The sequence below is a fragment of the Streptomyces prunicolor genome, from assembly GCF_045162825.1.
In the GTDB taxonomy this organism is placed as follows: Bacteria; Actinomycetota; Actinomycetes; order Streptomycetales; family Streptomycetaceae; genus Streptomyces; species Streptomyces prunicolor.
Genome location: NZ_CP108676.1, coordinates 1,379,495 through 1,390,564 on the forward strand (window position 1 = coordinate 1,379,495; position 11,070 = coordinate 1,390,564).

At 68.8% G+C, this 11,070-nt stretch carries 10 protein-coding genes; 3 read left to right on the forward strand and 7 right to left on the reverse strand.

All coding sequences use genetic code 11. The annotated features are described in order from the left end of the window. Positions 1-95: 95 nt before the first annotated feature. Complete coding sequence (mltG, locus tag OG588_RS06205; protein WP_405946403.1) at positions 96-953, reverse strand: endolytic transglycosylase MltG; 858 nt, start codon at positions 951-953, stop codon at positions 96-98. 43 nt (positions 954-996) lie between these two features. Then, entirely contained in the window at positions 997-2,799 is a 1,803-nt protein-coding gene (locus OG588_RS06210) for an ABC transporter ATP-binding protein (RefSeq protein ID WP_405946404.1), read from the reverse strand. A 130-nt stretch (positions 2,800-2,929) separates the two neighbouring features. Here OG588_RS06210 and OG588_RS06215 point away from each other — a divergent pair, with 130 nt between their 5' ends. Next, entirely contained in the window at positions 2,930-3,430 is a 501-nt protein-coding gene (locus OG588_RS06215; protein ID WP_405946405.1) for a MarR family winged helix-turn-helix transcriptional regulator, read from the forward strand. 36 nt (positions 3,431-3,466) lie between these two features. Here OG588_RS06215 and OG588_RS06220 read toward each other — a convergent pair whose 3' ends face one another. Further along, on the reverse strand, positions 3,467-4,105 hold the full coding sequence (locus tag OG588_RS06220; RefSeq protein ID WP_405946406.1) for an HD domain-containing protein: 639 nt from the start codon (positions 4,103-4,105) through the stop codon (positions 3,467-3,469). Positions 4,106-4,235: 130 nt separating this feature from the next. Between OG588_RS06220 and OG588_RS06225 the strand changes: the two genes are divergently transcribed. Then, the gene (locus OG588_RS06225) at positions 4,236-5,228 is read left to right on the forward strand and encodes a GlxA family transcriptional regulator (RefSeq protein WP_405946407.1); all 993 of its coding nucleotides are present in this window, start codon (positions 4,236-4,238) and stop codon (positions 5,226-5,228) included. A gap of 43 nt (positions 5,229-5,271) precedes the next feature. Here the strand turns inward: OG588_RS06225 and OG588_RS06230 are convergent, their stop codons facing one another. After that, positions 5,272-5,955, reverse strand: a complete 684-nt coding sequence (locus OG588_RS06230) for a TetR family transcriptional regulator (protein WP_405946408.1) — start codon at positions 5,953-5,955, stop codon at positions 5,272-5,274. Positions 5,956-6,038: 83 nt separating this feature from the next. On the opposite strand from OG588_RS06230, the gene OG588_RS06235 reads away from it, so the two are divergent. Then, positions 6,039-6,902 (forward strand): SDR family NAD(P)-dependent oxidoreductase, encoded by an 864-nt coding sequence (locus tag OG588_RS06235; protein WP_405946409.1) that lies wholly within the window; start codon positions 6,039-6,041, stop codon positions 6,900-6,902. Positions 6,903-7,000: 98 nt separating this feature from the next. On the opposite strand, the gene OG588_RS06240 is transcribed toward OG588_RS06235, so the two are convergent. From OG588_RS06240 to OG588_RS06250, 3 genes are all read right to left on the reverse strand, one after another. After that, positions 7,001-8,386 (reverse strand): cation:dicarboxylate symporter family transporter, encoded by a 1,386-nt coding sequence (locus tag OG588_RS06240; RefSeq protein ID WP_405946410.1) that lies wholly within the window; start codon positions 8,384-8,386, stop codon positions 7,001-7,003. Positions 8,387-8,560: 174 nt separating this feature from the next. Continuing rightward, positions 8,561-10,195, reverse strand: a complete 1,635-nt coding sequence (locus OG588_RS06245; RefSeq protein ID WP_405946411.1) for a peptide-N4-asparagine amidase — start codon at positions 10,193-10,195, stop codon at positions 8,561-8,563. Positions 10,196-10,205: 10 nt separating this feature from the next. Beyond that, a complete protein-coding gene (locus OG588_RS06250) occupies positions 10,206-10,967 on the reverse strand; it encodes a L,D-transpeptidase family protein (protein ID WP_405946412.1) in 762 nt (253 codons plus the stop codon). Positions 10,968-11,070: the final 103 nt, after the last annotated feature.

The following is an 11,070-nucleotide window of genomic DNA, read 5'->3' on the forward strand; positions in this document are numbered from 1 at the left end:
GTTACCGCAGGGTGTGACCTCGTACCGGGGGGCATCAGGCGACGGGGCGGCCGGAGAGCCGGTCGCCCCGTCGCCTGGTGTCGTCCCTGACGCAGTCACTTCGTCGGCTGGGCGCTGTTCTTCTGAGCGGCGTTCTTCTGGGCGGCGTTGAATTCGGCGACGTTGCGCTGGTGTTCCTCGTAGGTGGCCGCGAAGCGGGTGTCGCCGGGCTTGACCGTGACGAAGTAGAGCCAGTCGCCCGGGGGCGGGTTGATCGCGGCGCGCATCGCGTCCTCGCCCGGGTTGTCGATCGGGGTGGGCGGCAGGCCCATGCGCTGGTAGGAGTTGTAGGGGCTGTCGAGCCGGGTGTCGCTGCTGGTGGTCTTCAACGTGGCGCGGTTCAGTGCGTAGTTGATGGTCGAGTCCATCTGGAGCGGCATGCCGCGTTCGAGGCGGTTGAAGATGACCCGCGCCACCTTTCCCATGTCCGCCTTGGAGGCCGCCTCGGCCTGCACGATGCTCGCGATGGTGACCGCCTGGTAGACGTTCATCGCGTTGCGCTGGGCGCCGGCGGCGACCGGGGCGCCGTTGAACTTCTGGTTGGCGGTGTTGACCATGAAGGACAGCAGCGACTCGGGTGTCGCCTTCTCCTTCAGCGGATACGTCGCCGGGAAGAGATAGCCCTCGGGGTTGCCCTCCGCATCGTTCGGCAGCTTCAGGCCGGCTTTCGCGATCGACTTCTTGGTGGTCCCGACCGGCAGCGTGAGGACCTTGTCCACGGCTTCGTAGATCTGGCCCGAGCGCCAGCCCTCCGGGATCACCAGCGAGGTGGGGCGTGTGTCCCCCTCGCTCTCCAGGCTCAGCAGCGGCACCGCCACGGCGGTGCCGGCCACGACGGCCCCCGTCGCGATGAGGGCGACCCGGCCCCTGCGGGTCAGTCGAATCGTGCTCCGTGGCGGAGTGTTCATCTGCATGCGGGCACGGTAACCCGCACATCGTCACAAACCCGGCATATCTTCAGCTTGTCGGTTCCAGTTGGGCATCCCGGCGTACGAGAGCCGCGTACCGCCCGTCCTGGTCGAGCAGTTCCTCGTGCGTGCCCCGCTCCGCGATCTGCCCGGAGTCGAGGACCACTATCTGGTCGGCGCTCCGGATCGTGGACAGCCGGTGGGCGATGGTGAGCGTGGTGCGGTTGGCCGACAGGGCGTCGATGGCGTCCTGGACGGCCGCTTCGGTGCGGTTGTCCAGCGCGCTGGTCGCCTCGTCCAGGATGAGGACGGGCGGGTCGCGCAGGATGGTGCGGGCGATGGCCAGGCGCTGCTTCTCACCACCGGAGAACCGGTGTCCGCGCTCGCCGACGACCGTGTCGTACCCGTCGGGCAGGCCCGCGATGTGCTCGTGGATCTGCGCCGCGCGCGCCGCCGTGTACAGCTCCTCGTCGGTGGCGTCCGGCTTGGCGAAGCGGAGGTTGTCGGCGACCGAGGCGTGGAAGAGGTACGTCTCCTGGGAGACGACGCCGACGGCACGCGCGAGCGTGTCGAAGTCCAGGTCGCGGACATCGACCCCGTCGAGGGTGACCCGGCCGCCGGTCACGTCGTAGAGCCGGGGCACGAGATAGCCGAGGGTCGACTTTCCGGCGCCGGTCGGGCCGACGATCGCGAGGCTGTTGCCCGCCGGGACGGTGATGTCGATGCCGTCGAGGATCGCCCCGCTCTTGTCGTCGTAGTGGAACTCGACGTCCTCGAAGCGGACTTCGCCCTTGATGCTGTCGAGGTGGACCGGGTTCTCGCGCTCGGTGATGTCGATCGGCAGGTCGAGGTACTCGAAGATGCGGGCGAAGAGCGCCAGCGAGGTCTGGATCTGGACGCCGGTCGACAGCAGGCTGACGGCCGGGCGGAACAGGCCCTGCTGGAGCGAGACGAAGGCGACGATCGTGCCGATCGAGGCGTCCGGGCCACCCAGGTGAAGGGTCATGCCGGCTGCCCAGTAGATCACGGCGGGCATCGCGGCCATCACGATCGAGATGACGGACATGCGCCAGCGCCCGGCCATGTTCGACCGGACTTCGAGGTCGACCAGGCCCTCGGACTCCTCGGCGAAGGACCGGGTGAGGGAATCGGAGCGGCCCATGGTGCGGCCGAGCAGAATGCCGCTGACGGACAGCGACTCGGTGACCGTGGCGGCCATCTCGGCCATCTGCCGCTGACGCTGGGTGGCGATCTTCTTGCGCTCGTTGCCGACGCGGCGGCTGATCCACACGAAGACCGGGAGCAGCAGCAGCGAGACGACGGTCAGCCGCCAGTCCAGAGCGATCATCGCGATGATCGTGGCGACCACGCTGGTCAGGTTCGAGACCAGGGAGGTGGCCGTGGAGGTGACGGTGGCCTGCATGCCGCCGATGTCGTTGGCTATGCGGGACTGGACCTCGCCGGTGCGGGTCCGGGTGAAGAAGGCGAGCGACATGCGTTGCAGTCGGCCGTAGACCGCTGTGCGCAGGTCGTGCATGACGCGCTGGCCGACCGTCGTGGAGATCAGGGTCTGCAGCACGCCGAAGATGCTGGTCAGGACGGCGCTCAGGATCATGCCGAGCGCGAGCAGGCTCAGCAGGCCGGTGCGGTTCTGCGGGATGGCGACGTCCAGCGTCTCCTTCAGCAGGAACGGGGTCGCCACGGTGACCAGGGACGCGGCGCCGACCAGGAGGCCGACGACCGCGAGCCGGGCGCGGTAGGGCTTGAAGAGCTTGAGGATGCGGCGCACCTGCCGGGGTTGGTCGGTCGAGGCGCCGGGGGACGGTGTCCAGTTGATGTCGTCGCGGGGCATGGTCTCCTACGGATGGTGAGGCGATCAGGACTGGTCAAGTGCTCAGAACTCGTGGAGCGATGAGACCTGATGGAGCATAGCTCATTGTTACCTATACTCACAATGCACAAGGTCCTGATATTGTTCCCGTATGACCACCCCCGATTCCGACGGCCTGCTCGCGGATCAGCTGCTGCGGCTCACCCGCCGGGTGCAGCGCATCCAGAAGCGCCACCTGGAGCATCGCGACCTCGGCATCACCCCCGCCCAGTCCCGGCTGCTGCGCACCCTCGCGCACTTCGACTCCCCGCCGCGCATGGCCGACCTCGCCGAGCGGCTCGAGGTGGTGCCGCGCGCCGTGACGACGCTGGTCGACGGCCTGGAGGCGAGCGGCAAGGTGCGGAGGGTGCCCGATCCGTCCAACCGGCGGGTCATCCGGATCGAGATCACGGACGACGGCCGGAAGGCACTGCAGGAGTTGCGGGGTGCGCGGCGGGGCGCGGCACACGAGATTCTGGCGCCGCTGACGAATGTGGAGCGCGAGGTGTTGCGGGGGTTGCTGGACACCTTGGTGGACGGGCCGACCGGTGCGCACGAGGGACATGAGCATGCGGCGCAAGGGCAGGGGCCCAGGCACGGGCACTCCTGCTGACCCGCGCCGCCGTTCCCTCCAGAAGCCGGACTCTCCTCACTCGGGCCAGTTCGAGTCCTTGATGCGCTCGACGAAGTCGCCGCGTACGAAACCGGGCACGAAGTGCTCCAGCACATCCGCCTTGATGTTGCCGAAGGTGGTCTCGGGGCGGTCCTTGATGCCCTCGGTGAAGGCGGCGAGGATCCCGTTCTTGAAGTCCGGGCGGGGATGCGCCGCCACGACGGCCGCGCGCTCCTCGTCGGAGACGGCGTCGTAGCCGATGCCCACGACGTCCAGTGAGACACCCCGGTTGACCAGGGCGATCTCGGCCGACATGTGCAACGGGATCTCCTGTGTGGTGTGCAGGGCGATGCTCGCCCAGACCCGGTCGGCCGGCTCACCGGTGATGCCGTGGGAGTGCAGGAACCGGCGGGCCTCGTCGGCGCCGTCGATCTCGAAGCGCTGGTCGGTGCGGCGGAACTTCTCGGTGAGCCCGAGATCGTGGAACATCGCGGCCACGTAGAGCAGTTCGGGGTCGTATCCGAGCCCCTGCTCCCGGCCGCGCAGGGCTCCCCACAGGAACACCCGCCGGGAGTGGTCGAACAGCAATGGCGTCGCCGCCTCGCGGACCAGCTCGGTCGCCTCCCGCACCAGGGCGGTGTCCGGGATCTCCACGCCTGCGATCACTTCACTCATCGTTCTTGCCTCTCCTGGATGCCGTTGGATGCCGTATGCCTCCAGGATCGTCAGCGGCGTACGCTGGAGCCATGTCCTCACAGCCAGGAAAACCACAGATTCGGACATGGCTCCAGGCATGGCCTCAGGCATGGCTTCGGACGCGGCTTCCGGCATGACGCATCGGGTCGGATTCATCGTCTTCGACGGCGTGACCATGCTCGATGTCAGCGGCCCCGCCGAGGTGCTGCACCAGTCGGGCAAGCTGGGGCATCCCTACGAGCTGGTGCTGGTCTCGCCCCACGGCGGCGCGGTCACCGCGTCCAACGGGCTGACGCTGACAGGCACGGTGACCGCGGGCGATGCCGGACCGGTCGACACCGTCGTGGTCGCCGGAGGGGACCGGCTGGCCCAACAGCCCATCGAGGATGAGCTGTTGACCGCGACCCGCACCCTCACCGACAACACCGCCCGGGTCACGTCCGTCTGCACGGGCGCCTTCGTCCTCGCCCAACTCGGCCTGCTGGACGGCCGATCGGCCACGACCCACTGGCGGCAGGCCGAGACGCTGGCCCGCCGTTACCCCCTCGTGCGCGTCGAGCCGGACGCCATCCACATCCGCGACGGGCACTTCGTCACCTCGGCGGGCATCAGCGCCGGGATCGATCTGGCGCTCGCCCTCGTCGAGGACGATCACGGCGCGGACGTGGCCAGGGACATCGCGCGCGAGTTGGTCGTCTTCATGCAACGCCCGGGCGGGCAGTCCCAGTTCTCCGCCGCGACCGCCACCCCACCACCGCGCACCGATCCGCTACGGTCGCTGGTCGCCTCGGTGTTGGCCGACCCGGCCGCCGACCACAGCCTCCCCACGATGGCGGCGACCGTGGCAGTCAGCCCCCGCCACCTGACACGCCTCTTCCGTACCGAACTCGGTACCACGCCCGCCCGTTGGGTCGAACAGGTCCGTCTCGACCGCGCCCAACATCTCCTCCTCGAAGGCCACAGCGTCACCTCCGCGGCGCACCACAGCGGGCTCGGCACCGACGAGACCCTGCGGCGCGCCTTCGCCCGCCACCTGGACACGACACCGACGCACTACCGCAGCCGGTTCGCCAGTACGCGCGGCCAGACGTCCATGCCGTGAGCCGTGGCCTACCGGCTTCAACTCACGCCGGCCCTGCCTCGACTCACACCTGGGCGGGAGGCTGTGTTGGCGTCGCAGCAGCGCGCAGCCCGGTCAGCAACGCGGCCAGGATGCGCGTCAGTTGGGGTTCGACGTCGACCAGTGCGTGCACCAACTCGGGGCGGGATTCGTAGAGCGTGCGCAGGCGGGTCCCGGGGGCGGCCATCTGCAACAGCGCCCCGGCCATGCTCGTCGCCGTGGCGATCACATCGACGGCCGCACGCCCGGCGATCGCGAGTATCCGGCACAACTCGGTTGCCAGCGAAGCGACTACGCCGAGTACGACCGTCTTGAACTCGTACACCGAGTCGAGCGAGACGTTGCGTTCCAGGTTCAACGGCGCCTGAGCGAGCAGATCGCAGAAGAACGGCCGCGCAACGAGGGTCTGCGCGATGACGGCGGCGACCGCGTCGGAATCCCCGTCGGCGACTTCGCTCAACCGCACCCGAAGCTCCGCCGACCAGTCCTCCCAGCCTTCGGCGGTCAGCGCCAGGAAGATCTGCTCACGGGTCTCGAAGTACCGAAGCATCGCGGACTTGTGCATGCCCACGGCGGCGGCGATGTCCGTGAGGGTGACCTCGCGCACACTGCGTTCGGCGCCGAGGGACCGGGCGGCGTCGAGGATCGCCCGCTCGCGCTGCTGTTTGGCCGCCGCGCTGCGGGCGCGCTGGGGACTGGGCGTGCTCATGACCCAGAGCGTAGCGCAACTTGGTTGCATTAATTTAGCGCAACAGGGTTGCACTAATAACGAAACGGTGTTTTGCTAGCTGCATGACTCAGACATGGTTCATCACCGGTTCGTCCCGCGGCTTCGGCCGCAACCTCGCCGTCGCGGCCCTGGAGGCCGGCGACCGCGTCGTCGCCACGGCCCGCAAGCCGGAGCAGCTCGACGACCTCGTGGAGAAGTACGGCGACGACGTACTCCCCGTCGCGCTCGACGTCACCGACCGGGCAGCCGCGACGACGGCTCTACAGGCGGGGGTTGACCGCTTCGGCACGATCGACGTGGTCGTCAACAACGCCGGATACGCCAATCTCTCCCCGGTCGAGACGACGCCCGAGGACGACTTCCGCCGACAGTTCGACACCAACTTCTGGGGCGTCTACAACGTCTCGACGGCGGCACTCCCGTTCCTGAAGGCGCAGGGCGCGGGCACGGTCGTACAGTTCTCGTCCGTCGGCGGCCGGGTCGGCGGGAATCCCGGGCTCGGCTCGTACCAGGCGGCGAAGTTCGCGGTCGACGGCTTCACGCGCGTGCTCGCGGCCGAGACGGCGCCGTTCGGCATCAGGTACCTCGTCGTGGAACCGGGCGGCTTCGCGACCGACTGGGCCGGATCGTCGATGCAGATCCCGGAGGTTCCGCCGGAGTACGACGAGACAGTCGGCGCGGTGATCCGCCTCTTCGACGGTCCCGTGACCGCCGCGGGCGACCCGAAGCGGGCCGGGGAGATCCTGGTCCGGCTCGTCAAGCAGCCGAACCTGCCCTCCCATCTCCTCCTGGGTGTCATCGCGGTCGAGATGGCGCAGAGCTACTCACGCGACCAGATCGCCCAGGCGGCCACATGGGAGACGGTGAGCCGCTCGGCCGACTTCGACCAGGCCTACCCGGTCGACCTCATAGACACCGAGGCGTAGGAAACCGCCCCACCCGGGTCACCGAAAAACGGGCCGCGACTCCCCCACCGTAGAAACGGAGCAGAAGCCGCAGCCCGCCACGACGAACCGACTCACCCTCAACTGGCCTCGGGGGCAGTCTCCTTGACGCGCTGCGCGGGGATCTCCGCCTCTTCCGGCACACTCTCCCCTTCTACGGCTTCTTCTACGTCCGTGATCTCGCCGTCGAGGACCTTCTTGGCCCGCTCGATGTCGAGGGCGCCCTCCCAGCGGGAGACCGCGAAGACGGCGACGCAGTTGCCGAGGAGGTTGGTGACGACGCGCATCGAGTCCATGATGCGGTCCACGCCGAGGAGCAGGGCGACCGCGCCGGCCGGGATCGCACCCAGCGAGGAGGCGGTCGCGGACAGGGCGAGGAAGGCCGAACCGGGGATGCCGGCCATGCCCTTGCTGGTGAGCATGAGCACCAGGATCACGGTGATCTGCTGGCCGAGGCTGAGGTCGACGCCGACGGCCTGGGCGATGAACAGCGTGCCGATGGAGAGGTACAGCGAAGCACCGTCGAGGTTGAAGGAGTAGCCGGTGGGCAGCACCAGACCGACCGCGTCGTCCCGGGCGCCGGCCTTGCGCAGCTTCTGCATCACGCGCGGCATGACGGACTCGGTGGAGGCGGTGCCGAGCGCGAGGAGCATCTCCTCGCGGATGTAGCGGAGGAACTTCCACAGGCTGAGCCCGGTGACCATGCGCAGGGCGACGGCGAGCACCACGAGGAAGAGCGCCGCGGCGACGTAGCAGAGGATGATCAGCTTGGCGTAGGTCTTGATGACGCCGAGCCCGTACTGGCCGACCAGGACGGCCATCGCGCCGAAGACGGCGAGCGGGGCGAGCCGCATGACGAAGCCGACGATCGCGAAGATGATCTCCTGCGCCTGCTCGATCGCGGGCAGGACCTGCGGCACCTTGGTGTGGCCGAGGTGGAGCAGCGCGGCGCCCACCAGGCAGGCCAGGATGAGGACTTGGAGCAGGGAGTTCTCGGCGAAGGCGCCGATGAAGCTGGTGGGCAGCGCGTTGACGATGAACTCGGTCGTCGACGGCAGCGCGGCGCCGCCCGTCTTCGCGTCCACCGCCGAGGTGTTGAGCGTGGAGGGGTCGACGTGCATCCCGGAGCCGGGCTGGACGACGTTGGCGAGGACCAGCCCGATGATCAGCGCCGCGGTGCTCGCGACCTCGAACCAGATCAGCGCCTTGAGGCCGATCCGGCCGAAGGCCTTGAGGTCACCGGCCTTGGCGATGCCGACGACGACCACGCAGAACACGAGCGGCGAGATGATCGTCTTGATGAGCCGGGTGAATCCGTCGCCGAGCGGCTGGAGGTCCGTGGCCACGTCGGGCCACAGCTTTCCGACCAGGATTCCGAGGACGAGCGCGCAGGCGACCTGCGCGAAGAGTGAGGTACGCAGTATGCGTGCGACGCGTCGCGGCAGAGGCGGGACGGACGGCGGCACGGGCACTCCTTGAGGGGGGACGGTCGTTCGCGGAAGCCGATGGGGGGCGACTTCTGCGATACGGAAAGCGGCTTCCGAGTGGACACTTTGAAGCCGTTGTTGATCGCCCGGAAAACCTCCGTGTGACGGCCGTGTAAATCACACATCTGAGTGACGCATCGCACGCACAGCAGGTCAGCAGCCGCTGCGGTCCTCGGTGAGCACCCCCTGTGCGGTGCTCAGCGAACGGTCGTAGCAGCCGCCCGAGCCGTACAGCCGGTAGCGCTCACTCGATGTCCCGACCGCGTGCCGCTGGTCGCGGGGCACGTTCAGCGTGTAGGTCGCGTCCCCGGCGTAGGTGTCGTCGAGCCGCGACCATCCGGTCCGCCGTCCGTCCCGCGTGTCGACGACCGCCGCCCGGTCGCCAAGTGTGAGTACGGTACGCAGCCGGTCGTCCGTCCCGATCGTCGTCGCGCCGTTCATCGTGTACGTCCGGTGCGTGGCCGTCGTCCGGGCCGGTCCACGTCCGTCGACGGTCACCGACTCGTCGTCCGTCCAGGTCGCGTCGAGCCCGTCCATGTTCTCGCCGTCGATCCAACGGTGTACGGAGGTGTTCGCCAGCGTCCGGTCGACGGTGGTCCGCACCCGGCCGTGCGAGGTGTCGACGTACCCGGCGGTGGTCAGCCGGTGGCCCGCGTCGGTGTCCACGCGTTCCTCCGAACCGGGCGTGTACGTCGAGGAGTTGTTGAGCTCGCCCGCCCGGTCGAGGGTGAGTTTTCCGGTCACGTGGGCGCGCTGCGCGTCCTGCCAGACGAGCACGTTCACCGGCGCACTCCAACCGCTCTGCCCCTCGGGCACGCCCACGACGGAGACGTCGATGTGGTGCGGGCGGCCGTCGTTGAGGAGTCCGGCGAAGGGTGTGAGGTCGTATTCGATCGGCTTGACGGCGCGCGGGCCGGGAATGACGTACCAGAGGAAGGGGTCGGACCAGCCGCCGGTCCACACGTTCGGGAACGGGGCGGCGATTCCGGCGAGTTGGCCGTCGACCTTGATCTGCACCTCGCGGTAGGGGCCCTTGTCGGCCTGGCAGGAGTACGGCGCCGAGTCGGGCACCGCGAGATACCAGAACTCCTCGCAGCCGCCGCCGGATCCGGTGGCGTACACCTCGGCGACGATGCGTTCGGTGTTGCGCGGGGTGGTGAGGGTCGAGTCGGCGGCGAGGGTGAGGACGCGGTCGGGGGTCTGCGCCGCGGCCGGTCTGCCCTCGTAGAACGTCAGCGTGGCCTTGACGCCGATGACTCCGGTGTACGTGTCGTCGACGACGTTGCCGATGAGCATCTCGACGTCCTGCGCGGTGCGGAAGGTGGCGCTGTAGCGGGTGACGTCCTTCTCTACGGACCAGGCGATGCCGTCGGGGGACGGCTCCGGCGTCGACGTACGGAGGATCTCGACCCCGCCGACATGCAGATAGCCGAGTCGGTCGTACTGCCGTCCCTTGACCGTGCCGTCCAGGCGCAGCACGACCTTGCTCCAGTGGTCGCCGCAGGCCTTGGGCGGTGTGTAAGTGCCCTTGTACGGGGTGAAGTCGCGGAACTCGGTGTCGGCGAGGGTGACTTGGCAGGACTTCGTCGCGGGCTTGGCGATCGGCGGGGCGGCGGTGAGGGGATCGTGCCAGTCGGTGCCGAACTCGGCGGGGACGTCGGCGACTTGGGTTTTCGCGTCGACCGCTCGGGGCTTTGCGTCGGCCGCTTGTGCGGGGCTCACCCCGAGGAGGGTGCTCGCCAGGAGGGTCGCCCCGGCGAGCATGGACATGACTATCCGGTTTCTCATGGGCGGTGTTCTACCCCTTGAGGTCCGCCCTGTCCCCCATCAGCACCACGGGATGCCGGTCCGGGTCCAGCGTGCGCAGCAGATACTCCATCGCCTCTTTGGACAGGCTGACGCAGGCCGACGTACCGCTGCCGTGGTCCAGATGCAGCCAGATCCCGCCACCCTTGTCCTCGCCCTCGGGCTGCTCCGCGTCGTCGGGCGGGGTGCCGGGGACGCGGTTGTAGTCGATGGCGATGACGTAGTCGAAGTCGTGCCAGTGCGACTCGTCCCAGTCGCGCGGCGCCTCGTACGACTCGTCCTGGGAGTACGGGAGTGCGGTGCCGGGGTCGTCGAGCACACCGCCCGCGGCGGTCAGCGTGAACACGCCGACGGGGCTGCGCTTGTCGCCGAGGTGGTGGTCGGTGGTCCAGCCCAGCTTGCCGTTGTGCGCGGGCCAACTGGCGGTCCGGGACCAGGTGTTGCCGTCCTTGGTGAACAGGACGGCGGTGGAGTCCGGGGAGTCCTTGCCGTTGCCGTAGACCGTGAGGACCTGGCCGGTGTGGGCGGGGACGGCGCGCTGGAGCCGGTCGCCGACGTCCGGGATGCGGGTCGGGTCCGGGGCCGCGGTGGTGGTGACCGGTCTCGGGTGGGTCGCCTGTGCGCCGGGTCTTCCTTCCCAGCCGCCGGAGTGTCCGGTGTGCGCGCTGCCGCACGCGGACAGGGTCGTCATCGTCAGGAGGGAACCGAGAGCCGCCATCGCGACCGTCGCACGTCGTGTGCCGCCACTCTGCATCGGGCCATGGTCACATCGCATTCGGCGGCATTGCGTGAGGTCACGGACATCTCGCCCCTGATGGGTGAACGCCGGTTCTGACCCCTGGCAGGGAAAACCGCTT